Origin of the sequence: Streptomyces sp. HUAS ZL42 (genome assembly GCF_040782645.1) — a bacterium.
Taxonomy (GTDB): Bacteria; Actinomycetota; Actinomycetes; order Streptomycetales; family Streptomycetaceae; genus Streptomyces.
Genome location: NZ_CP160403.1, coordinates 6,730,445 through 6,756,029 on the forward strand (window position 1 = coordinate 6,730,445; position 25,585 = coordinate 6,756,029).

Sequence of the window (25,585 nt, forward strand, 5' to 3'; positions counted from 1 at the left end):
TCGTGTTCAACTGTGGGTGGCCCTCACCGTACCTTCGCGTACCGCGCTGACGAGGGGCGATCGCGTCAGCGCCTGCGCCAACTGCACCAGCCCGCCGGGGCCGGAGACCTCCGTGGCGTAGAGGCGGTACATGCTCGGCGCGTCCAGCGGCTCCTCGCGGGCGGCGGCCCGGCGCGCGGCGTCGGCGACCATCGCCGCCTCGGCCACCACCCGGGCCTCGTGCTCGGAACGGCCCTCGTCGCGGGCGGCGTCCAGGGCGCGTGCGCGGACACGGTCGTCGAAATAGGGAGCCAGCGCCAACAGCGCGTCGTGGATGGACACTTCACGCCAGTGCAGGCGCGCCAGGGGGAGCAGCCAGAGGGAGCTGGGCGGCTTGGGGGCGGTGGAGGCGAACCGTATCTCCGACCACAACGGACCCAGCCTGCGGTGATCGTCGATGCTGCGCCAGTGGGCGACGGCCGCGGGCAGCACCCTGGGCAGCACGAAGCCCGCCGCACAGAGCAGCACACCGAGCGAGGCCATGGGCGGGGCCACCGTGGTGGACAGGAAGTCCAGGTCATGTCCCGCCCAACGCGCCACCAGAGCCGTGTACTTGGCGAGCTGGAAGCCCACCACGTCGAGCACCGCCCCCAGCAGGACCAGCCGTAGGCCCGCCCTGAGCAAACCGGTCACCTCGCGGTCCCACTTCACGCACACCGCGCACAGCACCAGCATGGCCGCGCTGTGCCCCAGCAGGCAGAGCACGATCATCTCGCGCATGTACGGCGTGTTCGCGTAGTACGTGTCGAGGTCGGAGAGCCGCTCGGTGTCCGCCTCAGCCGACGCGAACAGCACGACGATCGCGACGATCAGCACGCCGTACGCGGCCACGCTGCACAGCGTCCTGCGCCGCACCAGCGCACGGGAACCGCCGCGCAAGTCGACCAGCAGGACGAGCAGCGAGCAGCTGTACGCGGAGAGCAGGCCGTGGGCGAGCGGCGCCCCGGAGTTCGGGACGCCCGTGAGGGCGCCGACGGCGGACAGGGCCGGCGGGGCCGATGAGAGGAGGGCGAGGGTGCCGAGGGCGATCGCGACGCAGGTGGACACGGTCCGCGGGTTCCCTACGGCCGTACGCGGCCGGGGTCCGCGCAGCAGCGCCAGGCAGGACAGACTCAGGACCGCGCCCGCCAGAGACACGACGAGACTCATGCCCGGGAACTCCATTCCGTGCCCGTCGTGGTCGTGCCGCCGCTGACGCGGGCGGCGGCGACGAGCGGGGACGTGGCCAGGGCGTCGGCGACGCGTACGAGGGCGTCCGGTCCGGGTGCCCGGTGCTGGACCCACTCGCCCTCGTCGGCGGGCAGCACGGACCGGTCGCGGCCGCGTTCCTCCACGACGGCCGCGGCGATGACGGCTGCCCAGGCGGTGGCCTCGGCCCGTTCCGGGTCGCCCGTCTCCCGCAGCGCGGCCGCGAGGGTCCGCTCGTACAGGCCCCGGTCGAAGAACGCGTCCAGATGGCCGAGCGCGTTGTGGATGCTCGTCCGGCGCCACACCAGCCGGGTGGTGGGGGAGGCCCAGCGCGGGCGCGGCAGGCGCAGCGAGCGGCGGGTGAGGAGTTCGTCCAGCTCGCGCTCCAGCGGTTCGAGACGCGCGTACGTCCGCCGGGATCGCTGCCGCTCCGTCAGCCGGGGTCCGGCCAGCGGGATCAGGATGCCGGTGACCGTCAGGACGGCGGCCAGGCCGGCGGCCGCGGGCGAGACCGTCGTACTGAGCCCCGACCAGTCGCGTCCGCACCAGCGGGCGATCACGGCGGCGAGCTTGGTCACGCTGTAGCCGGCGTTGCACAGCGTTCCGATCCCCAGCGTGATCAGGCCCGCCCGCAGCCAGCCGTCCACCTGGCGGGCCCAGCGCAGGGACGACACGGTGGTGACGCCGGCGGCGGCGAGATGCCCCGACAGGTACAGCACGATCATCTCGGCGACGAACGGCGTCGTCGCGTAGTAGGTGTCGAAGTCGGTGCGGCGTTCGACGGGCGCGTCGCCCAGCGCGAACATCGCCGCGATGCCCAGGAGGACTGACGCGTAGGCCACGATCCAGCGGCGGCTGGTGCGATGGACGTCGGGCCCGCCCCGCCAGTAGACGATCAGTACCTGGGAGGCGGCGCTGTACGCGGTGATCGACGCGTACGTCAGAGGTGCGGCCAGGTTGGGCATGCCGCTGAGGTGGTTGATGGCTCCGACGGTCGGCGGAGCGCCGAGGAAGAAGCAGATGCCGGCCAGGCCGAGGACGGCGCAGATGGCACGCAGGTAGGGGTCGCCGCGGTGGCGTGTCAGGTCCGGGGCCTTCACCAGCAGGCCCAGCCAGAGCAGGCCGCAGCTGATGTAGTTGATCAAGCTGCTCATCCTCGTGTCCCGCGGTGGTTGAGGGCGGCTCCGATGCGCCCGGCCAGATCCCGGGCGCCTTCGCCGGGCGCCTGCCCGGCCGCGAACCCCTGGTCCGCCGGGGCCTCCAGCCACGGGCGCAGCCGCTGGGCCATGAGCATGCCGAACCGGTCGGCCTCCTGCTCGTCGGCCAGGCTGAAGTCGGTGCGCGCGGCGGTGGGCTCGCCGGCCGCCTCGGCAGGCGTGCTCGTCTCCTGCCGGTGCATGTGCCACACCTCGTGGCAGAAGATCACGATCTGGTGCCACAGCGCGGCACGCTTGTCTATGACGACGTCGTCGTGCGTGTCACGTTCCAGCCAGAGTCCGCTGGCGGTGTGCGGCGGGAAGACCTTCCGGTGCACCCTGACCTCGCGGCCCCGCCACACGCCGACGGACGCCACGAGCGCGTCGAAGAGGTCCTCGGGTTCCGCGGGGACCGTCACCCGTAGGGGATCGATGAGCGCGTCGGCGAGCCGGCGCATCTCCTTCTTCCTGCGCATCGCTGAAATATGCCAGGCCATGTGCTTTTTCAGCCACCTCACCTCCGGTGCGGAAGGACCGGACCCTCCGCTCCCGCCCGGTCGGTCGTCCCCGTCCGGTCGGCCGTCCGCGACGGATCGGCCTTCGGTGACGGATCGGCCTTCGGTGACGGACCGTTCGCCGCCACCGGCCCGTGCGTTCCCGTCGCGGCACCCGCGCTCGCTCGCACCGCGTCGACCGCGTCGGGGTGGCGCAGCGCCCGCGACACCGCCGCGATCTCCTGGAGCAGGTCAGTGGTGTCGGGGTCGTCGGCCGCCTCGCGCCGCGGCGCCCGGTCACCGGCGTGGACGGCGTCCAGGATCGCCACCGCGGCCGCGAGCGCCTTCGCCCGCTCAGGCGTGAAGCCGAGGCCGAGGGCGGCGTCGTACGACCGCGCCCGCAGGCCCTCGTCGATGTGCCGGGCCAGTGGGAGCAGTACGTCGCGGATGAAGGTCTCGCGGCGGGTCAGGCGCAGTTCGGGGGCGGCCCGCAGCAGAAAGGGGACGCCGTCGCCGTTGACGGACCGCATCAGTACGTACAGCGGCCGCAGTTCGTGGTGGGCGAGCCGCACCCGCCGGCGGTCGTGCAGGTACTGCCCGGCGTGCGGCAGGATGAAGCCGACCGCGATCAGGACGGCGGACAGACAGGCCACGGGCGGCGCCGCGTCGGTGCTCAGCCAGTCCAGGTCGTACCCGGTCCAACGGGCCGCCACGGCGGTGAGTTTGGCGGCGTCGAAGGCCAGCTGGGTCGCGTAGCCGATACCCAGGAACTTCAGCCCCCAGCGCAGCCAGGCGTCGAGCCCGTCCGTGCGCACCCAGTTCCAGATCAGCCGCGAGGTGATGAGCGTGGCCAGGGTGTGCGCGAGCAGGTAGAGCAGGATCATCTCGCGCATGTACGGAGTGTTGGCGTAGTACGTGTCCAGGTCCCGCTGCCGCTCCACGGGGGCGTCCGCGAGGGCGAACAGCACCCACAGCGCCACGATCACACCCGAGTAGACGGAGACGACCCAGCGCGTCGCCCGCCGGGTCGCGGCCGAGCGGTCGGACAGGCCGTTGCGCCAGGCGATGATCAGCAGCAGACAGGAGCCGCAGAACGCGGTGAGCAGCGAGTACACCCAGGGCGCCGAGATGTTCGGCACGCCCGTGACCCGGTTGGTCCACGCGATCGTCGACGGTGTCACGAACACGAACACGGCGCAGGCGAGCAGCAGCAGCCCGCCGACGGCACGCAGCAGCGGGTCCTTCCACAGCCGGATGATCGTGGGCAGCTTGATGGCGAGGGCGGCGGTCAGGACGGCGGTCGGGATCCAGAACGAGACCGAGGTCTCGCTCAGGACACGCAGGTCCAGCGCCAGGAACTCGGGCCGTACGGTGAGGGACTGGGTCACGGGGCCGTTCCTCCGGTTACGCGGCGGTGGAGGGGACCGGCGAGGGCGGGGGCGCCGGGGCGGGGCCGCAGCGCGGTGGCCAGGCGGTGGCCGAAGTCGTCCGCCTCGGCCTCGTCGGCTGCGCGGGAACCGTCGCGAGCGGCCACCGTCAGGGCGCCGTCCCGCCCGTCGGGGCCGGCGGCGAACGCGGCGCGCACAGCAGCCGCAGCGGCCGGAGGACGACGGGGGCGATGGCGGTGCCCGGCGTGCAGATGCCACAACTCGTGTCCGAGAATGACCAGTTGCTGCACCGCCTCGGCGCGCTCCTCGACGATGACGAGGTCGAAGTCCTGGAACTCGATCCACAGACCGGTGACGTCGAGCTCGTCGGGGAACCGCTCGAAACGCAGCTCGACGGGCCGGCCGTCCCGGCGCACGCTCATCTCCTCGCACAGCGCGTGGCACAACTCGCGCGCATCGGCCGGGTGACGGGGTCTCGCGCGCAGCGCGGCGGCGAGCTCGGCGACCAGCCGGCGGGCGTCCCCGCGCGCCGGGCACCACAGCCTCGCCGCGATCCGGGCCGCCCTCTGCCGCGCGCCCGCGATGTCCATCGCTCCCCCTTCCCTGGGGCCTGTCGGCCGCTCGGCGGCTTGGCAGCTCGTCCGAGGTTACGCGCCCGGAAGTGTCCCCGTCAGGCGATCCGTCGGCCGTTTGTTCAACCAGGAACGACCACTTCACGACTGCTCCACGAGTGCTTCCCGAGCACTCCACGAGTGCATCCCGAGCACTCCACGGCTGCTTCCCCGCACTCCACGACTGGCTCGTGACCGGCCCATGACTGCTTGCCGACCCCTTCCGGTGGGAAGGGTGCCCGCAGGCCGCGCAGAAAGCGCTATCCAAAGTCATGTCCGACCCATTGACGTTGGGTGCACATTGAATCTACGGTCCCGTTCGAAGTTACGAGCGATATCCGATATATCGAACCCTCCTCGGCAACAGGGCACGACACACCTTGGAAGTAAAGGGCAGGGAATGGGACGACCCGGCCTCACTCGCAGGCAACTTCTGGCCACCGCAGGCGGATTGACGATCGCGGGCAGCTTCGGCTTCGCGGCCCTCGGCACGGGCGCCGACGCCCTCGCCCCGGGCGCACGCACCCGCGTCCGTTACTGGAACCTCTTCCAGGGCGGCGACGGCACCAACCAGGTCGCGATGGTGGACGCCTTCCGCAAGGGACACCCGGACATCGCGGTCAAGGAAGAACTGCCGTTCCCCGCCGCACCAGACCGGGAGCCGCACTCCCACCGGGCAGGCAGCCCGCCGGCCAGGCCCCACCCGTACGGCTCGGAGACCCCGCGCTCACCCCTGCTCGCTCAAGCACGCTACGACTCAGTACTCGGCCAGCTGTTCCAACGCCTGTAAGGACACCCATGCGCACCGCCCGCTTCACCCTCGACCCCGCCTTCACCATCGGCGAAATCAACCCCCGTCTCTTCGGATCCTTCGTCGAACACCTCGGCCGCTGCGTCTACACCGGCATCTTCGAACCCGACCACCCCACGGCCGACGCCGAAGGCCTGCGCACTGACGTCCTGGACCTGGTCCGCGAACTCGGCGTGACGGCCATCCGCTACCCCGGCGGCAACTTCGTCTCCGGCTACAAGTGGGAGGACTCGGTCGGCCCCGCCGAGGAGCGCCCGCGCCGCCTGGACCTCGCCTGGCGCTCGACGGAGACCAACCGCTTCGGGCTCTCCGAATACATCGCGTTCCTCCGGAAGATCGGCCCCCAGGCGGAGCCCATGATGGCGATCAACCTGGGCACGCGCGGGGTGGCGGAGGCCCTCGAACTCCAGGAATACGCCAACCACCCCTCCGGTACGACCCTTTCGGACCTGCGTGTCACCCACGGCGACAAGGACCCCTTCGACATCCGCCTCTGGTGCCTGGGCAACGAGATGGACGGGCCGTGGCAGACCGGCCACAAGACGGCGGAGGAGTACGGCCGTATCGCAGCCGAGACGGCCCGGGCGATGCGCCAGATCGACCCGACCGTCGAACTGGTCGCCTGCGGTTCCTCCAGCCAGTCCATGCCGACCTTCGCCGAGTGGGAGGCGACGGTTCTGGCGGAGACGTACGACCTCGTCGACTACATATCCCTGCACGCCTACTACTGGCCGACCGACGGCGACGTCGACTCCTTCCTCGCGTCCGCGGTCGACATGGAGTCCTTCATCGAGAACGTGGTGGCCACCTGCGACCACGTGGGCGCGAAGGTGAAGTCCCAGAAGAAGATCAATCTCTCCTTCGACGAGTGGAACGTCTGGTACCTGCCGGAGTGGGAGGAGCACGCCCGAACCTCCGACCCGCGGGACTGGCCCGAGGCGCCGCGCTTGCTGGAGGACAACTACAGCGTCACGGACGCGGTCGTCTTCGGCTCGCTGCTCATCGCCCTGCTCCGGCACGCCGACCGGGTCACGGTGGCCTGCCTCGCCCAGCTCGTGAACGTCATCGCGCCGATCCTGACCGAGCCGGGTGGCCCGGCCTGGCGGCAGACGACGTTCTTCCCCTTCGCCCAGGCGTCGAAGTACGGCCGCGGCGAGGTACTGGACGTACGCGTGGACTCACCGAAGTACGGGACGAAGAAGTACGGCGAGGCGGACCTCCTGCACGCGACGGCGGTCCGCGCCGCCGACGGCACGGTCACCGTCTTCGCAGTCAACCGGAGCCGCACCGAACCGCTCCCGCTCGAAGTGGCCCTGACCGGCCTGAGCACAACGACTGTCGTCGAGCACACCGCACTCGCGGACGCCGACCCGGACGCGAGGAACACCCTCACCGACCCCGAGCGGGTCACCCCGCACACGGTCGAGGGCACGACACTCCAGGACGGCACCCTCACGGCCGTACTGGAGCCGCTGTCCTGGAACGTGATCAGACTCGCGTAGGGAACGTGCGCGTCACGATCGGCTTGCCGCCTGATGAGGTGGCAAGCCGATCGCATCTTGGACGGTGGGTCGAACAAAGGGCGATATCTCGAAAAGGTTTCCGATCTCTCAAGTAGTTGAAAAATCGTCTACTTCCCCATTGTGTGCAGCCTGCACAGGAGTCACCCTGACCCGGCGGGGCGAGTGAAGCCGCAACTCCGCGGCAGTCGCCCCTTCTTACGGGGGGTCCCTCAAATGATCGGTCCTGGTGCGGCGGGACGCCTGCTGTGCTGGACTCTGGCCGCCGCCATGCTCGGCGCGGCGGTGGAAGCCGTCTTCTCGCCGGACGCCGACTGGTGGCAGGCCGCCTGGCCGGTGCCGTGGTACCTGGTCCCCGCCTGGGCGCTCCTCTGGGCGGCCCTGCGCGCCTGGGAGAAACGCACCCAGCGCCTCGGCCGGCACGAGACCGACGAGGACGTACCGGCGGACTTCGACAAGGCCGCCTGACCTGCTCCGCCCCGGCGGCGACCCGGTGAAGGCGGAGGCCATCGCCTCCGTGCAGGACGTCCGCACAGGTTCCTGGAACGGATCCTCGGCGACCTGTGCCACAGCGGAATCGTCGCCAGCCGCCGCGACGGAGGACCCGACGGGTCTGAGACGCGCGCCAGCCCAAGTCGTTCTACTTCGTTGGCAATTGACGTGTGATCATCATCACTTCACTTTGCGAAACCATGTGAACGTCTTGTGGATTCTTTGGGTAGCCGCTTAGAACTTCCCTACTTTTGATCAATTCCGTGGGGGGATCTGTGCGACCGGCGCGCCTGTTCGTGGTTGCTGTTGCCTTCGTCCAGACCTGTGGAACGACCACGTTCACCTACAACGGAGGCTCCAACAACCTCGCGGGCGACGGCACCACCGCCTACAACCGCACCCCGGAAGGAGATCTCCTCTCCCTCTCCACCGGTACCACCAAGCAACTGGCCGTCACCGACCAGCACACCGACCTGGTCGCCGCCCTCAATGCCGACGCCACCCAGGTCACCGGCTCGACCGCCTACGACCCCTTCGGCAAGGAAACGGCGACCAACGGCACGACTCCGGCCGTGGGCTACCAGTCCGGCTGGACGGACCCTGCGAGCGGCGACGTGAACATGGCCGCCCGCTGGTACCAGCCGGGAACCGGCTCCTTCGCCTCCCGGGACACCTGGCAGCTCGACCCCAGCCCGTCGGGGCAGGCCAACCGCTACAGCTACGCCAACGAGGACCCGGTGAACGGGACGGATCCGACGGGGCACGTGTGCGCGTGCGGTGGTGGCAGCCCCTATAGCTCACGGATCGCAGGCAACAGCTATCGGGCACCCAGAACCGGCCGTGGCGGGTACGACATCGCCCCGAAGAGCAGCTACCGAGGTTCCCGGAGTTCGAGCACCAAGACACGCCCGCGCACCACAATGAGCACGGGTAACCGGACCATCAACCGCGCTCAGAGCCGCAGGAACATCGCAGAGCTGCGGCGTCTTGAAAGGCGATACACGACAACGTCGAAGGCGAGCTCCACCCGCGGAAGGGGAGCCAGTGGTCGTGGATGCACCTACCGGTGCTCGACCTCCACCACGTACCGCGGCCCCCGAAGCACCCGTGGCACTGGCACCCCACGCACCGGCACGACGCGTCCGCCCAAGCCCTCGACCCCGCAGAACCCCAATCGCGGCAAGAGCCCCACTTCAGCACCCACCAGGCCGGCCCCGAGGCCGCGGGTGGATGTCGCGCGCATCCAGCAACGCACACTGGACCGGGCTGTGGTGGTGGACCAGGACGCCATGTTGGGTATCGTCGTCGACCTCCAAAACGCCCTCGACCCGGAGGCGGCCTACGAGGCGGACTCCTCCCGGGATGACGGGCGGAGGACGGAGGACGATGAGGACCAGGAGAACTGCACTGAGCACCTAGGACAGACGGTCGCCGGCCGAGGCATGTCCGGCATCGTCTGCTTCCGCGCCCCCGCAGGAGCGACCCAGGATCAGATCGACGAACTGAAGGACCACATTGCCGCCTTGAACGCGATTCCCAACTACTGGTCCCCCAAGGGACGGGTCTCGCCGAAAAACGAGCTCGTTGTTGGCCCAGACGGCGCCATCGACACATTGGAGCGCATCGCGGAGAAGATCAAGGGTAAGCACAAACGAGAGGTAGCTGGCACGCCTTATCAGTACAACGGCAAGGTGGCGGGACACCTCCCAGACACCAACTGGTCGGGAGCGCAGAGCCCCTACTGCTGGCATCAGCAGGACGGCGACGTCAACTCGAAGGTCGGGCGTTATTCGCAGAAGTACCGAGTGGGCTATCAGCCGACCGGATTCTACTATGGGGGCGTCGACGGCGATCCCAGCACGTACACGACGGAGCATGTGACAGGCTCCGTCATGCGAGGCCAGTATGGAATATGCAATATCAGCCGTCCATGAGGCAGAACGTGGAGTAAGCCGTGGAAATCCGTCAGTTGGTTGGCCAGTTGATGAACAAGAACATCATGGAGTACCTCGCCGATGCGCCCGAGGTACTCTTCCCGATCCCACGGCTCTACCCTCCGGCGACCGCGGCGCAGATTGCCGTCCTTGAACGACGAGCCGGCCAGCAACTCGCGCCGGGCTACCGGGAGTTCCTTTCCTTGACGGACGGAATGGACGGGTTCTACCTGACCATGCCGCTCTTCGGATGTCACAACTGGGACGAGGGCAGTCGTGCGAGTGCGGGACTCGCATTCCTGGATGGTGTTCGAGAAGACGGCACCGCCGGGGACGTCGGACTCCCGGCGGACATTGCGTTGTTTCCTGTCTCGATCAACGCTGACCGGGCCCAAGCCATCTTCATGCTTGATAATTCCGATGTGCTTCCCGAGCGGTTCTGGTGGATCGGCGAAGGCAGCAGCTCCTTCTTCGACACGTTCGGAGATGTGCTCGGCTATGCCATTGATCCGCGCTCATACTCGCCGAGGGAATACGTGGACTAATCTGGGTCATTTTCCTCGGCCGAGAAGATCGCGGCACTCGGCGTGCACCCAGGGGAAAGGAACTACAGCGGTACTACCGTGAGTTCCTATCCCTCACGAACGGGATGGACGACTTCGTCTGCTCGAACCTGTCGGCATCGGCGGACCCGGCCCCGCTAGCTGGAGATCAACTCCCGATGTGCGAAGCCTTGGGCTCGTGCGGCGGCGCCGCTACAGCGTTAGGTCAGGTATGCGGTCGGGTATCAGCCAACCGGCTTCTGCTGCGCGTGCGTGAGCGGGGATCCCAGCACGTACACGACCGCAAGGGTCACCGGGTTGGTGTCGCGCGGTCAGTACGGCATCTGTGAAATCAGCCGGCCTTGATGCGAGCCCGAGGAGAACACCATGGAAATGTGGATGCTCGTTGGCGAACTGATGCGCGCGAGGGCGCGCGAATACCTTGCCTCTTCGCCCTTGAGCCCTGAGGCAATGCCCGGGCTCAGGCCCCCGGCGACGCCCGCGCAGATCGGGGCTCTGGAAGCCCTGGCCGGCCAGCCGCTGGATCCGGCGTATCGGAGCTTTCTGTCCCTGACGGACGGGTTGGACGGATTCCAATACACGATGCCGCTCCTGGGGTGTCGTGACTGGGGGAGCCCGGAGCGGAGCGCACTGGCTTCGATGTTCCGTGACATCGTCCTGGAGAGCGGGCCACTGGACGAGGTTGGGTTGCCGGAGGAGACGCATGTCTTCCCTGTCTTCGTCAACGCAGAGGGATCCGCGGGCGTCCTGATGCTGCACCACGGTGACGATGCCGCGGAACGCTTCTGGTGGACCGGCGCGGGAGACAACATGTTCTTCCACACCTTTCGTGACTCCTCGCCTACGTGACGGATCCGCTCTCCTACAGTCCGAGGCAACTCTTCGAATGACATCCTGGAGTGGGTCTGACAGGCGGGAAGGAGCTTCGTTCCTATGCGAGGCTACGGAGTTTCTTCTTGCACATTGGGGGGTGCCCGGGGAGTCACCCCGACGAATGGCCCGTGATGGTGGACGAGGCATTCCAGCAAACAGGTCGGCAGTGAGTCCGAGAAGAGTCAGGTAGTCCCGGGCTGGGTTCCTGGCGGGAGGAGACAAAGGTGATTCTTTCCGTGGAGTCACTGCTCGGAGAGCGGGAACGCTTTCGCCCTGCATCGGCGGAGGCGTGGCAGGCAGTGGAGGGCTGGCTCGGGCATGAGCTGCCGACGGATTACAAGGAGCTCGTGGATGGATTCGATGATGGCATTCTTTTCGGACACCTCTTCGTTCCCCATCCGGCGGGCACCAAGCAGCTATTGAAGTTCATGCAGGAGGAGCGGAGGGACTTGCATGACGCGTACGAGGATGTGGATGACGTTCCCTCAAGTGTGGTGTCTGCGTGGGAGCGGGTGATCCCCTGGGCCTATCATGACTGGAATGGTGACGTCTGTCTCCTGGTGCCCGATGCGACCGGTGATCGTTGGAACGTTGCTGTCGCTTTCCGTCAGTGTCCAGAATTTCTGGTGATCAACGGAGGGGTTGCTGAGTTTTTGCGCCTGCTGGTGAGGGAGCGCCGCTTTCCTCGAGGGTGGCCGACCGGAGACCCGCGATGGCGGTCGAGGTCGGGAAGTCCCCTCGTGTGACTTGGCTCCGCAAGGTCAAACGCTGAACCAGCTGGGAGAAATCCCTTGGTGTCTTGCTCATGAGCTTCGCCGAATAGCGCGCCGAGCGCCAGAGTCGCTGGTCGTTCGCTCCACATGAACGGGGGCCACTCTCTCGCAGTGACCGTCCACGACCCAGACCGTCTCAGCGCGCTGTTGTGGATCCGAACGAATGGAGCCCCAACTATCGCGGATGAGCCGACCGCCGTCTCGGTGCGTGATTTTGAAGCTGGAGGGTGAAATGTCGTCAGTAGGACAGTTGAAGAACGTGTTGGGTTTGCCTCCCAGGGGGCCTGTGGGAACGTTCGAGGAGGTAGAGAATTCCTTTGGTGTCTCACTGCCTGCGGAAGTGAAGGATGTTTGTTCGCTCTACGGTGATGTGATGGTCTCTGATTTCATCTTCATCTTCGGTCCTAAGTTCATGGCCGAAAAGAGCGCATGGATGAGTGATTTCGTACGGGATGGGCACCCTGCTATCCCCAGGGCGGTGCTCCCTGACGCTGGGGGCATGCTTCATTGGGGCCACACAATTGAAGGGGATAAATTCTTCCTGGAGGATCGAGGAAGCGGTAGATGGACAGTTTCTGCTTTTCGGAGAAACTGGGGGGACTGGTATGAGTCCGATGACACCCTTGCCGACTGGCTGGTTGGAGTTTTCAAGGGTAACCGTGCAGTGGACTGGATGCCGGAATGGCCTGAATCTCATTGGTTTGAGTCTAGTTGATGTCGATTAGTGCATGCTTCTGAAAGGCCGTGAGGTGCAAATTTCTCGATTTCGGCAATTTTTGGGGCGTCCGCTGGTAAATGGTGATGTGGGCCGCGACTGGCAGGCTCTTGAGGCGCGATCTGGCGTGACGTTCCCAGCTGACTACAAGCAGTTCGTTACGGCCTACGGGCCCGGATGTGTGAACGACCAGCTCTACGTGTTTCACCCAAAGGCAGCGGGTGGGAGCGAAGGGCTGCGTCTCGAGTCGCTGTGGGAGCAGGCTTCATATGCGCACTCGGAGCTTTCGCGAAATGCTCCCGACTATTATCCCTATCCAATCTATCCAACGCCCGGCGGATGTATTCCAGTTGCTCGATCGACATCGGGAAATCAAGTGCTGCTCGCCCCTCCGAAGAGTGGTGAAAGTGACTGGTCCGTAGTCCTCGACATGGGTCAGTGGATTCCGGTGGCGATGTCGTTCACGGATTTCCTGTGGTCTGCCCTTTGCGAGGAGCTGCATGTTCCGGTGCTCGATGGAGAGCCGTCGTTCCAGCCGGTTGGCACGGTGGAGCCATGACGGATGGCCGGTGTTGCGGCCGACCGCGGACTTGGAGATCCCGAAGAATGGAGCGAGCTGCCGCGTCGTCAAGTTGGTTCGCCAGTAGGGCACAACCAGCAAGGCACGGTCCTGGAGGGGCAGGCTCCAGGGGGTGTCCCCCGTGATTTGAGCGCACCGTGAACGACACACTGAGACAGTTGAGAGACATCGTCTCCCTGCTCCGAGAGGAAGGGGAGGCTGGCGATGTGGTCGACTGGGACGCCGCAGCGGCCGAACTCGGCGTGGCTTCGTTCCCAGGTGACTACCGGGCGTTCGTCGCGACATTCGGGGCGGGATCCTTCGAGGACAGCCTTTTTGTGTCTGTCCCGCGCCCGGGGAACTCGGCCGCACCCCTGACGGTGGGGCGCCTGCCGGATGACGCTCTGCGAGCGGAGGTGATGAGCGACTGGCAGGCTGCTGGAGCCAACTCGAAGTATCGGCTGGTGGACATGCTCGTCTGGGGGCAGACAAACGGGGCGGATGCCCTGTGCTGGGTGACCTCGGATCCCGACTCGAACCGCTGGCCGGTTGCGGTTTGGGAGAGGCAAGGTGGCGGTTGGAAGATCCACGACTGCGGAATGACGGACTTCCTCGTGAGGCTGTTGCGTGGCGATTTCCCTGAATGCCCCCTCAGCCTTGCCACGCTGTGGCGCCGGGGCACCGCACGTTTCCTGAACTTCAGGGAGGAAGAGCGGTGTCTCGACGCGGGTGTCGACCCGTGGACGGAGGAGTCGATGGACCCCTTCGACGATGTGGGCCGACCATAGTGACCTTCTCGTCGCCTCCTGGCCTCCCGACCTGAACGCTTCGAGGGCTGAACAGGTCGGGTCCAACCAAGAATGAAGGAACCACAATGTCCCACCCCGCGATCGCTCGTCTCCGGCAGTTGCTGCCGCCACCCTTGTCCGGCGGTGACGCTCTCGACTGGGACGCGCTGTCTGATGCAGCTTCCTTGAGGCTTCCGGCGGACTATCGGGAATTCGTCGAGATCTACGGCGGCGGAGAGCTCGACGAGTACCTGTCCGTCAGCACGCCGCCAGTTCCGGGCTCCCCCTACGGCGATCTGCTGGACGGGACGGACCCGGCCCTTCCCCCTGAGACTCGTGCCGAACTGGCCGCCTGGTTTCCAGATGACATGTCGCCCCGGCTGCTGCCATTCGGGAGTACTGCAAGCAGTGACGTCGTCTTCTGGATGTGTGTGGGGTCCCCGGACGACTGGAAAGTGGCCGTCTTCAGGCGGCAGTCGTTCCATGGCACGAGTCGCTGGATCGTTTTCGACGGCGGTATGGCCGAGTTCCTGACGGCTGTTCTGGCCGGCTCAATAGACCCGTTCAGTAGCTCTCTTGAGGCGGGGAAGCATCACTACCTCAATTGGCGGGACGAGTAGCGATCTCTCCGTTGAGTCCCGCTGTACCGTGGAGAACATGCCTGAGGCAGCGGGAGCGAGCGTCGACCTCGACGACATCCTCGTTCTGATCGCGCACCCCTTCGGGGATGTCTGGGTGCCGCTTCCGCAGTGGATTGCTCATGGTCCAGGCCCCAGATCGTGGGTGCACCCCGTGAAGGCGCGATCCATCTCGACCGGCGAACCGCTGCCGCTGACCGTGATTCCGCTGCAGTACCGCAACACCTACGAATCCCGCCAGGCGATCCGAGACGGCCGGCTGGTGAATCCGTGGCCGGAGACCTGGCGGGTGCCGGCGCTGGAGAACGACCGGGACGACCGTTTCGTCTTCGAGTTCTTCATGGCGCCGGATGACGCGTCAGCTGCATCGGTGATGAGTGAGGGGGCGCGTGATGACCTCGAGACGCTGCAAGGCGGCGGCTATGCACCGGAAAGATGCGTCATCGAGTGGGAGAGCATCTTCACCGGGATACCTCCCCGCCAACTCATCAAGGTCGGCGAACCCCGCCGCCTTACGGAACCCACCGGTGACGGCCGCCATGTCATCGTGCTCTCGGAGCGGCTGTTCAGCTCGCTTGTGACGGCGGCCGGAACGCAGGTGGACGAGGTGGCCCGGAAGTGGGCGCGGCTGCGCCTGATCGACGGCGGCGACATCGGTGAGGACGCAGCCATCGGTCACCTCCGGGAACTGGCGGATCTTGCCCTCAGGGCCGCCGAACGAGGCCACCGGCTCTATTGTTCCGTGACGCGCCCTTGAAGCGCGACTGTTCGGGAGCTGGGGACGTAACGGTCAACGTCCATTGATTCCAAGCGAGTTGGGGCAAGTCTGAGCGGGTGTGTGAATGGGCCGGGGTGAATGGCCGGAGTTCTACCTGGCCGGGGTCCCAGGAGGCTTCCTACGATGCGTTCGCCTCCGGCCTTCACAGGATCCTCATGGTTTCTTCAAAGGTTGGGGGCGCAGCCACCCCCCAACATCTAGGAGAGACCATGGCTCGTGGACTCCTGCTGAGCGGCGGCGCGCTCGCCGCTCTCCTCGCCACCGCGTTACCCGCGCACTCGGCCCCGGCCGACGCGTTCGACGACCCGCCCCCGGACAAGATCATCATCAAGGTCGCCACGGTGAACGGCTCCGGCTGCCCCCAGGGCACGACGGCCGTCGCCGTCTCCGAGGACAACACCGCCTTCACGGTGACGTACAGCGAGTACCTCGCGCAGGTCGGCGGCAACTCCGACCCCACCGCGTTCCGCAAGAACTGCCAGCTCAACCTGGTCGTCCATGTCCCGCAGGGCTTCACGTACGCCATCGCCAGCGCGGACTACCGAGGCTTCGCCGCACTCCAGTCCGGCGCGAGCGGCATGCAGAGAGCGTCGTACTACTTCCAGGGTTCGTCGCAGACGGCCTTCAAGAACCACCCCTTCAGCGGGCCCTACAACGACAACTGGCAGGCCACCGACACCACGGATTGGGCCCAGCTCGTCTGGGCACCCTGCGGCGTCCAGCGCAACTTCAACATCAACACCGAGCTGCGGGTGAACGCGGGCACCTCGTCGCCGAGCAAGGTCAGCTTCATGACGATGGACTCGACCGACGGGGACATCAGCACGGTGTACCACATGGCCTGGAAGACGTGTCCGGGCAAGTAAGGCCCTCTGTTACGTACTTCTCCTGACGCCGGTGCCTCCGGTCGACTGTCATGATCGGAGGCCCGGTAGGTACTACGACGCGAGAGCGGGGTCGGCCGAGTGCGGGACCGGCTGCGCACGGTTCATGGTGTACGGGTCTCCGGCATCTGGCGTCGGTCCGAAGGCCGCCGGTGATCCGACGGATGCGGGAGCGGTCCGAGGCGCGGGTCCGGTCCAACGGGGCGGAAACGTCTACGCGATCGGGGGTGTCGGCGTCGTCGTCATCCTCGCTCTGCTCTACGGCCGTCGAGCCGTCGGCGTCCTCGAACTCCTCGCTGCGATTCGCGGGGGTTAGGGGCGCCGGGTCACTTCGTGGCGTATGTGAGGAAGTCGGCCCAGGTGGTGGGGGAGAGGGTGAGGTAGGGGCCTTGTTTGTCCTTTGAGTCGCGGACGTGGATGGTGGCGGGGGTCAGGGCGACCTCGACGCAATCGTCGCCGGAGCCGCTGCTGTAGCTGCTCTTGAACCAGGCCAGTTCGGTGGAACTCATAGGTTTCCTCGCATCCGCTGCAGCAGGCTCACGGAGTCCGGGATGGTGAGAGCCTGTGAACGCATCCTGGCATACCGGCCCTGGAGCACACTGACCACTTTCCGGTCGGCGATCAACTGGCCACTGAGCTGGCCTTCGTTGTACGCGAACCACTTGTTCTCCGGCGTTTCCAGCAGCCGGACGGGGCCGTGCAACCCCGCGTGCGACTCCCGCACCAGCGGCATGATCTGGATCTCGACATTCCGCAGCTCGGACACCCGCAGTAGGTGATCGACGAGTTCCCGCGTCACCTCTGTCCCGCCCGTGCGCCGCAGGAGCAGCTGCTCTTCGATGATGAAGCTGAACGCGGTGTTCGGGCGTTCCCGCAGCAGCCGCTGGCGCTCGGCCCGCGCCTCCCACTGGGCCTCGATCTGCTCGTCCTTCAGCGGAGGCAGCTCATCGTCGAACAGCTGCCGGGCGTACGCCTCGGTCTGCAACAAGCCCGGAATCAACCGACATTCGTATGTGTACAGCGTGATCGCGACCCCCTCCAGCCGCGCCCACTGCCGAAACCACGCCGCCAACCCCGGCTGCCGAGCCAAATGCTGTGCAGCCCTCCGCAGCACCCCCGTGTTTCCCAGCACCTCCTCCGCCCGCCCCACGAACGCCTGGTCCGGCATTCGCCTCCCCAACTCCACTGAAGCCACCGTGTGTTTGGAGTACCGCACCTGCTCCGCGAAGTCCTCCCGGCTCAGTCCCGCGTGTTCGCGCAACGCCTGGACCACCGCGCCGAACGTCCGCAGACTGTCCGAGGACTCCGGTTCGCCGCCGCCCGTACCCACCAGCCCGTCGACCACCATGGTCACCTCCCGCGGGCCATGGTCACGGCCAGTCACCGGTACTGTCCAGTCCGTGACCGCGTACGGAGCGGCAGCGTACGCGGCGACGACCTGGTGAAGTGCCGTCCCGGAACGCCAGATTGGACCCGTGACAGAAGCCCGCGCCCCCCAACCCCCGATTACCGTACGTACGTTCACCCGGCGTCTCAGCGCCACTCCCCGTGGCGCCCGCCTCGCCCGGCATCTCGCTCTCACCCAACTGCACAGCTGGGGCATCCCCCACGGCAGCGACGCCTCCGACGCCGTCGCCGTGATCGTCGCCGAGCTGGCCGCCAATGCCGTGACCCATGGCCGCGTCCAGGGGCGGGACTTCGAGCTGCGGCTGGCCCTCGTCACGGGAAGCGTCCGTGTCGAGGTCACCGACACCCGTTCCGAGCCGCGTCCGCCCACCCCCGACGCCGTACGCCCGCCCCACCCGCTGGCGGAAGCCGGCCGGGGTCTCGCCCTCGTCGACTCGCTCGCGAGCCGGTGGGAGATGGTCGACCGCGACCCGCCGCCCGGCAAGACCGTGCGGGCCGAGGTCGACCTGCCGGGGTGGCTCTCCCTGATCAGGAAAAGCCACCCCGCGATGGACGGGAGTTACGTCAGCTCTGCTCCACGCCCAGAGTGAGCGTGCCGGCATAGCCGGCGGAGGCCGAGCTGCCCAGGGCGGTGAGGGTGAGGTCGCGAACTGCTCCACGGCGGACTCGGCCGACGTACGGCAGTGGTCGTGGCTGAACAACAACTGCCAGCAGTCGAAGCTCAGTCCGGTGTGACGGGTTAACCCACCTGTCCCATCCCGGCCGCGTTCGGCCAGCTCTGGGCGTTGGGCCAGCCCGTCGCCGGGGCGGGGGTCAGGCCGTTGGTGCCCCTGACCTGGGCGGCGGTGAGGCCGCCGCGGGCCGGGACGCCGGGCGGGGTGGGACCGGCAGCCGTCTGCGCGGCCGGTCCCATCGCCGCGGCCGGTCCCATCCCCTGGGCGGGGGCCATTGCCGCAGCCGGAGCCATGGCCGGGGCGGGAGCCATCGCCGCAGCCGGAGCCATCGCCGCAGCCGGAGCCATCGCCGCCGCGGGAGCCATCGTCGCGGCCGGGGCCATTGCGGGGAACGGCGCCGGAACGGGCGCCGGAGCAGGGGCCGGGACAGGTGCCGGAGCGGGCGCAGACTGGGGGAAGATCTGGGCCGCGGCCGGCATCGGCATCCCGGCCCCGTTGGACTGGCCGGGCTGCGCCGCCGCGGGCATCGGCATGCCGGCGCCGGCGGCCGGGGCGGCTGCGAACCCCGCGGCACCGGCGCCGACGGCCTGAGCGGCAAGGCCCTGCATGCCGGCCCCGTTGGTGGCGCTGACCAACCGGTCCACGGCCGCCGTGCCCGAGCTGTAGCTGGTCCCGGTGCCCAGCTCGGGCACGGCGGCTCCGCTCCTGGTCCCGTAGAGCACCTGTTCCAATCCGGACACCAGGCGACGCACGTCCGTCTGGGGGCGCACCACGAGTCGCAGGAAGCGGCTGGATGAACCGATCTTGTTGCCGCACTCGCGGACCAGGATCCGGTGCTCGGTCAGCATCCGGTCCCGGACCACGGTGCCTTCGGCGCCCACGGGGAGGCGCACGAAGAGGAAGTTGCCCTGGGACGGGTAGACCGTCAGGCCGGGGAGTGCGGAGAGCTGGCTCGCCATGTCCAGCCGGTCGCGGCGCACCTGCTGAAGGCTCTGCGCGTACTCCGGTCCGTGCTCCTTCAGCATGAACACCACGTGTTCCGCGAAGGAGTTGAGGTTCCACTTCGGAAGCATCGAGCGGACCCGGCCGGCCAGGGAGGGGTTCGCGACCAGGTAGCCGAAGCGTATGCCGTGCAGGCCGAAGTTCTTGCCGAGGCTGCGCAGCACGACCACGTTCGGTCGCAGCATCGCCTCCTGGACCACGCTCGGTTCCGCCTCCGCGTCCGCGAACTCCAGGAACGACTCGTCGATCACCACCAGGTCCAGGTCCGCCATCGCGTCCATGAACTGCACGATGGCGTGCTTGTGCAGGAAGCCGCCGTCGGGGTTGTTCGGGTTGCATATGACGGCGACCCGGGTCCCCCGGGCGCGGATGAACTCGGCGTACTGCGCGAGGTCCAGGGCGAAGCCGCTGGACTCCTGCAGCGGGAACATGTCGACCCGCTTGCCGGTCTCCATCGGCTGGTCGGTCCAGCGGCCGAAGGTGGGCACGGGAATGGCGAGCGACTCCCGCACCAGCAGGTGGTCGATCCAGGTGATGAGCTCCGTCGAGCCGTTGCCCATCGCCACGCACTGCGGAGGCAGCTGGAGCAGGCTGCAGAGCTCCGCGGTGATCGTGTCGGCGCTGCTCGGGTAGTACGTGATGATGTCCCGGAGCCTGGCCCCCATCTCGTCGAACATGGCCGGGGTGGGGAAGTACGGGTTGCAGGGGATACAGAAGTCGATCGGACCGGCTCCGTCGCCGCCCTCCCGCGTCAGCGCCGCCATCGACGGGCTGTGCGCCGCGGTGCTGCGGAACAGCGAGGTGACGTTGTCGGCCATGGAACCTCCGTATGAGGCGGACCCGCTGGGGACGGCCGGGCCCGTCGTCTGTGGGTGGCCCGCGCGGGGGAGCGCGGGCCGTCCCTGTATACGGGTGCCGGGGCGGCGCTGTTCAACCGCTGGGAAACCGGAGCGGACCTGTGAGCCGCCTGTGGAGCGGGGTCGGCCCGATCTTCTCGCGGCTTCCCCTGGTCCTGGCGGTACGCACCTGTATGCCTGAGGGGAGGCGCTCCCTATACTCATCCCATCTGGGTTTCGAACAATGGTCGATATTTCGAACAATGAAGGGTGGGGCCGGTTCATGAGCGTCGAGCACGATGAGCGAAACGACCTCGATCTCTGCGCCGTGGGGGTCGACTTCGGCACGCTGTCGGGGCGGGCCGTGGTGGTACGGGTCCGTGACGGCGCGGAGCTGGGCACCGCGGAGCACGCGTACACGCACGCTGTCCTGGACCGGGAACTGCCCGACGGCACGCCGCTGCCGCCCGACTGGGCGCTGCAGGTGCCCGCCGACTACATCGACGTCCTGCGCCTCGCGGTGCCCGAGGCGCTGGCGCAGGCCGGCGTGCGGCCGGAGCAAGTGATCGGCATCGGTACGGACTTCACCGCCTGCACTATGGTGCCGGTCCTCGCCGACGGCACGCCGCTGTGCGAGCTGCCCGACCTCACCGGCCGTCCGCACGCCTACGTCAAGCTGTGGAAGCACCATGCCGCCCAGGCCCAGGCCGACCGGATCACGGAGCTGGCCGCCGAGCGCGAGGAGGCGTGGCTGGAGCGGTACGGCGGCAAGATCTCCTCGGAGTGGGAGTTCGCCAAGGGGCTTCAGCTCCTGGAGGAGGACCCGGAGATCTACCGGCGGATGGACCACTGGGTGGAGGCCGCCGACTGGATCGTGTGGCAACTGTGCGGTACCTACGTGCGCAACGCCTGCACCGCCGGCTACAAGGGCCAGCTCCAGGACGGCGCCTACCCGTCTCCCGACTACCTCGCGGCGCTGAACCCGGACTTCGCCGGGTTCGTGACCGACAAGCTGGAGCACGAGATCGGTCAGCTGGGGGCGCAGGCCGGACGGCTGACCGCTCAGGCCGCCGCGTGGACCGGTCTGCCCGAGGGGATCGCGGTCTGCGTGGGCAACGTCGACGCCCATGTGACGGCGCCCGCGGCGACCGCGGTGGAGCCGGGCCAGATGGTCGCCATCATGGGCACCTCCACCTGCCATGTGATGAGCTCGGACAAGCAGGGCGTGGTGCCCGGCATGTGCGGTGTGGTCGAGGGCGGCATCCTGCCGGGGCTGTGGGGCTACGAGGCCGGGCAGAGCGGCGTCGGTGACATCTTCGGCTGGTTCGTGAAGAACGGTTTCCCCGCCGAGTACGCCGAGCGGGCCGCCGCGCAGGGACTGGGAGCGCACGAGTACCTGACCGCCCTCGCGGCGGAGCAGAACATCGGCGAGCACGGCCTGATCGCTCTGGACTGGCACAGCGGCAACCGGTCCGTCCTGGTCGACCACGACCTCAGCGGTGTGCTGGTGGGGCTGACGCTCTCCACCCGGCCCGAGGAGATCTACCGGGCTCTGCTGGAGGCCACCGCCTTCGGCACCCGCACCATCATCGAGGCGTTCGAGACCGCGGGCGTGCCGGTGCAGGAGCTGATCATCGCGGGTGGCCTGACCAAGAACGCGCTGCTGATGCAGATCTACGCCGACGTCACCCGCCGTCCGCTGAGCGTCATCGCCTCCGCACAGGGTCCGGCTCTCGGCTCGGCCATGCACGCCGCGGTCGCGGCCGGCGCGTACGCGGACATCAATGCCGCCGCGAACGCCATGGGCCAGGTCCACCGGGGCGTCTACCAGCCCGACCCGGAGCGGGCCGCGTCCTACGACCGCCTGTACGCCGAATACCAGCAGCTGCACGACTACTTCGGCCGCGGCGCCAACGAGGTCATGCACCGCCTGCGCCGCATCCGCGCCGAAGCGTCCGCCTGAGCGGGCACGCGGCACCGCCAATCACCGCTACCCGCCCGAAAGGAACGCACCATGACCAACCCGACCGAGACGTCCCAGGACCAGGAGATCTGGTTCATCACCGGCAGCCAGGGCCTGTACGGCGAGGACACCCTGCGCCAGGTTGCCGACCAGTCCCGCCAGATCGCCGAGATCCTCGGCTCCGCCTCGGAGATCCGCGCGCGGATCGTGTGGAAGCCGGTCCTCACCGACGCCGACTCGATCCGGCGGCTGTGCCAGGAGGCCAACTCCTCCGACACCTGCACAGGCCTGATCGTGTGGATGCACACCTTCTCCCCGGCCAAGATGTGGATCGCCGGGCTCAGCGTCCTGGACCGGCCCGTGCTGCATCTGCACACCCAGTTCAACCAGTCGCTGCCCTGGTCGAGCATCGACATGGACTTCATGAACCTCAACCAGGCCGCCCACGGCGACCGGGAATTCGCCCACATCGAGTCCCGGCTGGGTGTGGTCCGCAAGATCGTCGCCGGTCACGCCACCGACCCCAGGGTCGTCGGGCGAATAGCGGCCTGGTCGCGCGCCGCGGCCGGCCGTCAGGCCGCGCGCACCCTGCGCCTCGCGCGGTTCGGCGACAACATGCGCGATGTCGCGGTGACCGAGGGGGACAAGGTCGAGGCGGAGCTGCGCTTCGGGTTCTCCGTGAACACCTACGGGGTCAACGACCTGGTGGCCGTCGTGGACAGCGTCACCGACAAGGAGGCCGCCGAACTCGCCGGCGAGTACGGGGAACTGTACGACCTGGCCGCGGAACTGCGTCCGGACGGCGCCCGCCATGACTCACTGCTGTACGCGGCCCGTATCGAACTCGGCCTGCGCGCCTTCCTCACCGACGGCGGTTTCACCGCCTTCACCACCAACTTCGAGGACCTGGGCGGACTGCGTCAGCTGCCCGGCCTGGCCGTCCAGCGGCTCATGGCCGACGGCTACGGATTCGGCGGCGAGGGCGACTGGAAGACCTCCGCGCTGCTGCGCACGCTGAAGGTCATGGGCCACGGACAGGCCGGCGGCACCAGCTTCATGGAGGACTACACCTACCACCTCGGCCCGGGCACCCCGCGCATCCTGGGCGCGCACATGCTGGAGGTCTGCCCCTCCATCGCGGCCGACCGCCCCAGCTGCGAGATCCACCCGCTGGGCATCGGCGGCCGGGAGGACCCGGTCCGGCTGGTCTTCGACGCCGCCCCCGGCCCCGCCGTGGTCGTCGGCCTCTCCGACCTGGGCGACCGGTTCCGGCTGACCGCCAACGTCGTCGACGTCGTCGCCCCCGACGAGCCGCTGCCCAACCTGCCGGTGGCCCGGGCCGTGTGGGAGCCGCGACCCTCGCTGGCCGAGTCGGCCGAGAGCTGGCTGCTGGCCGGCGCCCCCCACCACACCGTGCTCAGCTCGGCCGTCGACGTCGAGACGCTGACCGACTACGCGACCATGACCGAGGTGGAACTGCTCACCATCGACGAGAACACCACGGTGAACCAGTTCGCCAAGGAAATCAGGTGGAACGCCGCCTACCACCGCCTCGCTCAGGCCCTGTGACACACGAGAGGACGAGACAGCCGATGAGCGTACGTGTGCGGGACGGCCTGCGGCAGGAGGTACTGGAGGCGAACCTGGCCATCCCCGTGGCCGGGCTCGCCACCCTCACCTGGGGCAATGTGAGCGGGGTCGACCGGGAGGCGGGCGTCTTCGTCATCAAGCCCTCCGGAGTGCCGTACGAGGACCTGGCCCTGGAGCATCTGGTGACGGTACGCCTCTCGGACGGAGCCGTGGTCGACGGCGACCTGCGGCCCTCCACCGACACCGAGACCCACCGCTGCCTGTACCTGGCGTTCCCGTCCGTCGGCGGCGTGACCCACACCCACTCCACCCACGCGGTGGCCTTCGCCCAGGCCCGCCGGGAGATTCCCGTGTTCGGCACCACACACGCCGACACCTTCAACGGCCCCGTCCCGTGCACTCCGGACCTGACCGCGGACCAGTGCGCGAAGAACTACGAGTACAACACCGGCCAGGTCATCGTCGACATGCTCCGACGCGACGACGACAAGGCGGCCGAGGTCCCCGGCGCGCTGGTCGCCAACCACGGGCCGTTCACCTGGGGTGCCACCGCCCGCAAGTCCCTGGAACACGCCATCATCTGCGAAGCCGTCGCGGAGATGGCGATCCACACCATGGCGCTGGCACCCACCGGCCCGCCCCCTCGCCACCTCCTCGACCGCCACTACACCCGTAAACACGGCCCGGACGCCTACTACGGCAATCCGGAGATGACGAACCGCTGATCACGTGTAAGGGGCGGCCCGCGCTTCCCGGCGCGGGCCGCCCCTTACGTATGCCGTGGGTCAGACTCCGAAGGAGTGGACCGTTGTCGTCCGGTAGGTCTCGCCGGGCCGCAGCACGGTCGACGGGAACGACGGCCGGTTCGGCGAGTCCGGGAAGTGCTGGGTCTCCAGGCAGAGGGCGTCGCCCTGACGGCAGATGCGGCCGCCGGATTCGACGAGGGTGCCGTCGAGGAAGTTGCCGGAGTAGAACTGCACACCCGGCTCGGTGGTCGCGATCCTCAGGGTGCGGCCGGAGGACGGGTCCCGCAGGGTCGCGATCCACTCGGGCTCCGCCGTGACGCCCTTGTCCAGCACCCAGTTGTGGTCGAAGCCCTTGCTGTACAGCAGTTGCCGGTCGTCGACGCGGATGTCCCGGCCGACCGGCTTGGCCGTGCGGAAGTCGAAGGGGGTGCCCGCGACGTCCGCCAGTTCGCCGGTGGGGATGAGGCCGGGGTCGACGGGCGTGTAGCGGGAGGCGGCGATGGCGAGTTCGTGGTCGTGGACCGAGCCGCTGCCCGCGCCGGCCAGGTTCCAGTAGACGTGGCTGGTGAGGTTGACGACCGTGGCCCGGTCGGTGGTGGCCTCGTAGTCGATGCGCCAGTCGCCGTCCCGGGTCAGCGTGTACGTCACCTTCGTCGTCAGCGTGCCGGGGTGGCCCATCTCGCCGTCGGCACTCGTGCGGTACAGGTACAGGCCGACGTCCGGGCCCTCGGTGAACGGCTCGACGTCCCAGACGACCTTGTCGAGGCCCGTGGACCCGCCGTGCAGGCTGTTCTCGCCGTCGTTGACGGACAGCTGGTACGTCCGGCCGTCGAGAGTGAACCGCCCCTTGCCGATGCGGTTGCCGAAGCGGCCGATCAGGGCGCCGAAGTACGGGCTGTCGGCGACGTAGTCCTCGATGCGGTCGAAGCCCAGGGAGACGTTCGCGTACCGGCCCTCGCGGTCCGGGATCTCCAGGGACTGCACGATCCCGCCGTACGACAGGACCTTCATCCGCGTGCCGCCGCTCACCAGCGACCAGCGGTGCACCTCGGTTCCGTCGGCGAGCTTGCCGAAGAGCTCCTTCACAGGCTTCCTCCTGCCTTGACTGAGTATGGACAGCAAA

The 25,585-nt window shown here is 68.0% G+C and carries 25 protein-coding genes and 2 pseudogenes; 17 read left to right on the top strand and 10 right to left on the bottom strand.

All coding sequences use genetic code 11. The annotated features are described in order from the left end of the window. Window positions 1-6 precede the first annotated feature (6 nt). Genes ABZO29_RS30650 through ABZO29_RS30670 form a run of 5 tightly spaced genes read right to left on the bottom strand, consistent with a single transcriptional unit; the run spans window position 7 to window position 4,895 of the window. Window positions 7-1,188 carry an MAB_1171c family putative transporter gene (locus ABZO29_RS30650; RefSeq protein ID WP_367323403.1) on the bottom strand — a complete coding sequence of 394 codons (1,182 nt, stop codon included), beginning with the start codon at window positions 1,186-1,188 and terminating at the stop codon, window positions 7-9. Further along, entirely contained in the window at window positions 1,185-2,381 is a 1,197-nt protein-coding gene (locus ABZO29_RS30655) for an MAB_1171c family putative transporter (RefSeq protein WP_367323404.1), read from the bottom strand. The genes ABZO29_RS30650 and ABZO29_RS30655 overlap by 4 nt, the downstream gene beginning before the upstream one ends. Beyond that, window positions 2,378-2,899: a toxin gene (locus ABZO29_RS30660; protein ID WP_367323405.1), complete on the bottom strand. Its 522-nt coding sequence runs from the start codon at window positions 2,897-2,899 to the stop codon at window positions 2,378-2,380. The genes ABZO29_RS30655 and ABZO29_RS30660 overlap by 4 nt, the downstream gene beginning before the upstream one ends. Window positions 2,900-2,937: 38 nt before the next feature. Beyond that, window positions 2,938-4,272 (bottom strand): MAB_1171c family putative transporter, encoded by a 1,335-nt coding sequence (locus tag ABZO29_RS30665; protein WP_367326295.1) that lies wholly within the window; start codon window positions 4,270-4,272, stop codon window positions 2,938-2,940. A gap of 29 nt (window positions 4,273-4,301) precedes the next feature. Continuing rightward, window positions 4,302-4,895, bottom strand: a complete 594-nt coding sequence (locus ABZO29_RS30670; RefSeq protein ID WP_367323406.1) for a toxin-antitoxin system, toxin component family protein — start codon at window positions 4,893-4,895, stop codon at window positions 4,302-4,304. A gap of 421 nt (window positions 4,896-5,316) precedes the next feature. Here ABZO29_RS30670 and ABZO29_RS30675 point away from each other — a divergent pair. The 9 genes and pseudogenes from ABZO29_RS30675 to ABZO29_RS30715 all read left to right on the top strand — a co-directional run. Then, window positions 5,317-5,544: pseudogene (locus tag ABZO29_RS30675) on the top strand (sugar transporter); the annotation flags it as partial. A gap of 170 nt (window positions 5,545-5,714) precedes the next feature. After that, window positions 5,715-7,229, top strand: a complete 1,515-nt coding sequence (locus tag ABZO29_RS30680) for an alpha-N-arabinofuranosidase (protein ID WP_367323407.1) — start codon at window positions 5,715-5,717, stop codon at window positions 7,227-7,229. A gap of 234 nt (window positions 7,230-7,463) precedes the next feature. After that, window positions 7,464-7,715 carry a hypothetical protein gene (locus ABZO29_RS30685; protein ID WP_367323408.1) on the top strand — a complete coding sequence of 84 codons (252 nt, stop codon included), beginning with the start codon at window positions 7,464-7,466 and terminating at the stop codon, window positions 7,713-7,715. 299 nt (window positions 7,716-8,014) lie between these two features. Beyond that, window positions 8,015-9,673 carry an RHS repeat-associated core domain-containing protein gene (locus ABZO29_RS30690; protein WP_367323409.1) on the top strand — a complete coding sequence of 553 codons (1,659 nt, stop codon included), beginning with the start codon at window positions 8,015-8,017 and terminating at the stop codon, window positions 9,671-9,673. 20 nt (window positions 9,674-9,693) lie between these two features. Beyond that, window positions 9,694-10,218, top strand: a complete 525-nt coding sequence (locus tag ABZO29_RS30695; protein WP_367323410.1) for an SMI1/KNR4 family protein — start codon at window positions 9,694-9,696, stop codon at window positions 10,216-10,218. A 384-nt stretch (window positions 10,219-10,602) separates the two neighbouring features. Continuing rightward, window positions 10,603-11,085 carry an SMI1/KNR4 family protein gene (locus ABZO29_RS30700; RefSeq protein ID WP_367323411.1) on the top strand — a complete coding sequence of 161 codons (483 nt, stop codon included), beginning with the start codon at window positions 10,603-10,605 and terminating at the stop codon, window positions 11,083-11,085. 248 nt (window positions 11,086-11,333) lie between these two features. Then, window positions 11,334-11,855: an SMI1/KNR4 family protein gene (locus ABZO29_RS30705; protein ID WP_367323412.1), complete on the top strand. Its 522-nt coding sequence runs from the start codon at window positions 11,334-11,336 to the stop codon at window positions 11,853-11,855. Between the two features lie 235 nt (window positions 11,856-12,090). Next, complete coding sequence (locus tag ABZO29_RS30710) at window positions 12,091-12,597, top strand: hypothetical protein (RefSeq protein WP_367323413.1); 507 nt, start codon at window positions 12,091-12,093, stop codon at window positions 12,595-12,597. 13 nt (window positions 12,598-12,610) lie between these two features. Further along, window positions 12,611-13,156: an SMI1/KNR4 family protein gene (locus ABZO29_RS30715; RefSeq protein WP_367323414.1), complete on the top strand. Its 546-nt coding sequence runs from the start codon at window positions 12,611-12,613 to the stop codon at window positions 13,154-13,156. Between the two features lie 24 nt (window positions 13,157-13,180). Here ABZO29_RS30715 and ABZO29_RS30720 read toward each other — a convergent pair. Continuing rightward, window positions 13,181-13,288: pseudogene (locus ABZO29_RS30720) on the bottom strand (transposase family protein); the annotation flags it as partial. A gap of 26 nt (window positions 13,289-13,314) precedes the next feature. Here ABZO29_RS30720 and ABZO29_RS30725 point away from each other — a divergent pair. The 4 genes from ABZO29_RS30725 (at window position 13,315) to ABZO29_RS30740 (ending at window position 16,226) form a co-directional block, all read left to right on the top strand. Next, a complete protein-coding gene (locus tag ABZO29_RS30725; protein ID WP_367323415.1) occupies window positions 13,315-13,944 on the top strand; it encodes a hypothetical protein in 630 nt (209 codons plus the stop codon). Between the two features lie 86 nt (window positions 13,945-14,030). Then, window positions 14,031-14,564, top strand: coding sequence for an SMI1/KNR4 family protein (locus ABZO29_RS30730; protein WP_367323416.1), 534 nt, complete (start codon window positions 14,031-14,033; stop codon window positions 14,562-14,564). A 37-nt stretch (window positions 14,565-14,601) separates the two neighbouring features. After that, entirely contained in the window at window positions 14,602-15,339 is a 738-nt protein-coding gene (locus ABZO29_RS30735; protein ID WP_367323417.1) for a hypothetical protein, read from the top strand. Between the two features lie 230 nt (window positions 15,340-15,569). Beyond that, window positions 15,570-16,226: a DUF4360 domain-containing protein gene (locus ABZO29_RS30740; protein ID WP_367323418.1), complete on the top strand. Its 657-nt coding sequence runs from the start codon at window positions 15,570-15,572 to the stop codon at window positions 16,224-16,226. A 344-nt stretch (window positions 16,227-16,570) separates the two neighbouring features. On the opposite strand, the gene ABZO29_RS30745 is transcribed toward ABZO29_RS30740, so the two are convergent. Then, on the bottom strand, window positions 16,571-16,753 hold the full coding sequence (locus ABZO29_RS30745) for a DUF397 domain-containing protein (protein WP_367323419.1): 183 nt from the start codon (window positions 16,751-16,753) through the stop codon (window positions 16,571-16,573). Next, window positions 16,750-17,592 carry a Scr1 family TA system antitoxin-like transcriptional regulator gene (locus ABZO29_RS30750; protein ID WP_367323420.1) on the bottom strand — a complete coding sequence of 281 codons (843 nt, stop codon included), beginning with the start codon at window positions 17,590-17,592 and terminating at the stop codon, window positions 16,750-16,752. Before ABZO29_RS30750 ends, ABZO29_RS30745 begins: the two co-directional genes overlap by 4 nt. A 127-nt stretch (window positions 17,593-17,719) precedes the next feature. On the opposite strand from ABZO29_RS30750, the gene ABZO29_RS30755 reads away from it, so the two are divergent. Continuing rightward, a complete protein-coding gene (locus ABZO29_RS30755; protein WP_367323421.1) occupies window positions 17,720-18,241 on the top strand; it encodes an ATP-binding protein in 522 nt (173 codons plus the stop codon). A gap of 149 nt (window positions 18,242-18,390) precedes the next feature. Here the strand turns inward: ABZO29_RS30755 and ABZO29_RS30760 are convergent, their stop codons facing one another. Then, on the bottom strand, window positions 18,391-20,145 hold the full coding sequence (locus ABZO29_RS30760; RefSeq protein ID WP_367323422.1) for a histidinol-phosphate transaminase: 1,755 nt from the start codon (window positions 20,143-20,145) through the stop codon (window positions 18,391-18,393). Between the two features lie 301 nt (window positions 20,146-20,446). Here ABZO29_RS30760 and araB point away from each other — a divergent pair, with 301 nt between their 5' ends. Genes araB through araD form a run of 3 tightly spaced genes read left to right on the top strand, consistent with a single transcriptional unit; the run spans window position 20,447 to window position 24,441 of the window. After that, a complete protein-coding gene (gene araB, locus ABZO29_RS30765) occupies window positions 20,447-22,126 on the top strand; it encodes a ribulokinase (protein WP_367323423.1) in 1,680 nt (559 codons plus the stop codon). Between the two features lie 51 nt (window positions 22,127-22,177). Continuing rightward, window positions 22,178-23,695, top strand: a complete 1,518-nt coding sequence (gene araA, locus ABZO29_RS30770) for an L-arabinose isomerase (protein WP_367323424.1) — start codon at window positions 22,178-22,180, stop codon at window positions 23,693-23,695. A gap of 23 nt (window positions 23,696-23,718) precedes the next feature. After that, a complete protein-coding gene (gene araD / locus ABZO29_RS30775; RefSeq protein ID WP_367323425.1) occupies window positions 23,719-24,441 on the top strand; it encodes an L-ribulose-5-phosphate 4-epimerase AraD in 723 nt (240 codons plus the stop codon). A gap of 60 nt (window positions 24,442-24,501) precedes the next feature. Here araD and ABZO29_RS30780 read toward each other — a convergent pair whose 3' ends face one another. Continuing rightward, window positions 24,502-25,584, bottom strand: a complete 1,083-nt coding sequence (locus ABZO29_RS30780; RefSeq protein WP_367323426.1) for an aldose epimerase family protein — start codon at window positions 25,582-25,584, stop codon at window positions 24,502-24,504. Between the last annotated feature and the right edge of the window lies 1 nt (window position 25,585).

What these genes read in the sequence shown, in the direction of transcription:
- ABZO29_RS30715 (WP_367323414.1), top strand. Translation starts at nt 12,611, where the DNA reads ATGCTTCTGAAAGGCCGTGAGGTGCAAATTTCTCGATTTCGGCAATTT.
- ABZO29_RS30760 (WP_367323422.1), bottom strand. Translation starts at nt 20,145, where the DNA reads ATGGCCGACAACGTCACCTCGCTGTTCCGCAGCACCGCGGCGCACAGC.
- ABZO29_RS30750 (WP_367323420.1), bottom strand. Translation starts at nt 17,592, where the DNA reads ATGGTGGTCGACGGGCTGGTGGGTACGGGCGGCGGCGAACCGGAGTCC.
- ABZO29_RS30680 (WP_367323407.1), top strand. Translation starts at nt 5,715, where the DNA reads ATGCGCACCGCCCGCTTCACCCTCGACCCCGCCTTCACCATCGGCGAA.
- ABZO29_RS30740 (WP_367323418.1), top strand. Translation starts at nt 15,570, where the DNA reads ATGGCTCGTGGACTCCTGCTGAGCGGCGGCGCGCTCGCCGCTCTCCTC.
- araA (WP_367323424.1), top strand. Translation starts at nt 22,178, where the DNA reads ATGACCAACCCGACCGAGACGTCCCAGGACCAGGAGATCTGGTTCATC.
- ABZO29_RS30700 (WP_367323411.1), top strand. Translation starts at nt 10,603, where the DNA reads ATGGAAATGTGGATGCTCGTTGGCGAACTGATGCGCGCGAGGGCGCGC.
- araB (WP_367323423.1), top strand. Translation starts at nt 20,447, where the DNA reads ATGAGCGTCGAGCACGATGAGCGAAACGACCTCGATCTCTGCGCCGTG.
- ABZO29_RS30660 (WP_367323405.1), bottom strand. Translation starts at nt 2,899, where the DNA reads ATGCGCAGGAAGAAGGAGATGCGCCGGCTCGCCGACGCGCTCATCGAT.
- ABZO29_RS30730 (WP_367323416.1), top strand. Translation starts at nt 14,031, where the DNA reads ATGTCCCACCCCGCGATCGCTCGTCTCCGGCAGTTGCTGCCGCCACCC.
- ABZO29_RS30655 (WP_367323404.1), bottom strand. Translation starts at nt 2,381, where the DNA reads ATGAGCAGCTTGATCAACTACATCAGCTGCGGCCTGCTCTGGCTGGGC.
- ABZO29_RS30685 (WP_367323408.1), top strand. Translation starts at nt 7,464, where the DNA reads ATGATCGGTCCTGGTGCGGCGGGACGCCTGCTGTGCTGGACTCTGGCC.
- ABZO29_RS30735 (WP_367323417.1), top strand. Translation starts at nt 14,602, where the DNA reads ATGCCTGAGGCAGCGGGAGCGAGCGTCGACCTCGACGACATCCTCGTT.
- ABZO29_RS30670 (WP_367323406.1), bottom strand. Translation starts at nt 4,895, where the DNA reads ATGGACATCGCGGGCGCGCGGCAGAGGGCGGCCCGGATCGCGGCGAGG.
- ABZO29_RS30745 (WP_367323419.1), bottom strand. Translation starts at nt 16,753, where the DNA reads ATGAGTTCCACCGAACTGGCCTGGTTCAAGAGCAGCTACAGCAGCGGC.
- ABZO29_RS30650 (WP_367323403.1), bottom strand. Translation starts at nt 1,188, where the DNA reads ATGAGTCTCGTCGTGTCTCTGGCGGGCGCGGTCCTGAGTCTGTCCTGC.
- araD (WP_367323425.1), top strand. Translation starts at nt 23,719, where the DNA reads ATGAGCGTACGTGTGCGGGACGGCCTGCGGCAGGAGGTACTGGAGGCG.